Annotated in this window: 1 protein-coding gene; it reads left to right on the plus strand. The window is 50.7% G+C overall.

The features are described 5' to 3' along the window. A partial coding sequence (locus HBN98_RS28445) for a hypothetical protein (protein ID WP_186352950.1) occupies positions 1-713 on the plus strand: 713 nt, incomplete at its 5' end. Positions 714-718: the final 5 nt, after the last annotated feature.

Raw genomic sequence — 718 nt, forward strand, 5'->3', positions numbered from 1 at the left:
GGGGAAGGAAGGAAAGAAGGGGAGGGGAGAGGGGGAGGGGGGGGAGAAGGAGGGGAGAAGGAGGAGAGGAAAGGAGGGGAGAAGAAGAAAGGGGGAACGAGAGGAAAAGAGAGGGGGAGGAGGAAAAGAGGGAGAAAGGAAGAAAGGGAGGAAGAGGAAAAAAAGAGAAGGGAAAAAAAGGGGAAAGAGAGAGAGAAAGGGGGAGGAGAGGGAAGAAAGGAGAAGGGGAAGAGAGGAAAGAAAGGAAAAGGAAAAAAAGAAAGGAAGGAAGAGGAAGAGAAGAAAGGAGAGAAAAAGGGGAGGGGAAGCCAGAGGAGGAAAGGGGGGAGAGGGGGCAGAGAGGGAAGGAGAGGAGGGAAAGAGAGGGAGGGGAAGGGGGGAGGGAAGCGAAAGGGGAGAAAAGAAGGGGGAGGGAAAAGGAGAAAGAGGAAAGAGAGAGGGAGGGGAAGGAAGGGGGGAGGAAGGGGGGGAAAAGAAGAAGAGGAAAGGGGGAAGGGGGGAAGAGAAAAGAAGAAGAAAGAAGGAAAGAAGGAGAAAAGGAAAGGAGAAGAAGAAGAAGGAGAAGGAGGAAAAGAAAAAGGGAAGGGGAAAAAAAGAGAAAAGAGGAGGGGGAAGGGAAGAAAAAAAAGGGAAGGAGAAAGGAGGGGAAAAAGAAGGAGGGGAAAAAAAAGGAGAAGGAGAGAGAGGAAGGAAAGAAAAAAGAAACTCAGTAATCGGC

The sequence above is a fragment of the Pseudomonas koreensis genome, from assembly GCF_012986595.1.
Classification (GTDB): Bacteria; Pseudomonadota; Gammaproteobacteria; order Pseudomonadales; family Pseudomonadaceae; genus Aquipseudomonas; species Aquipseudomonas koreensis.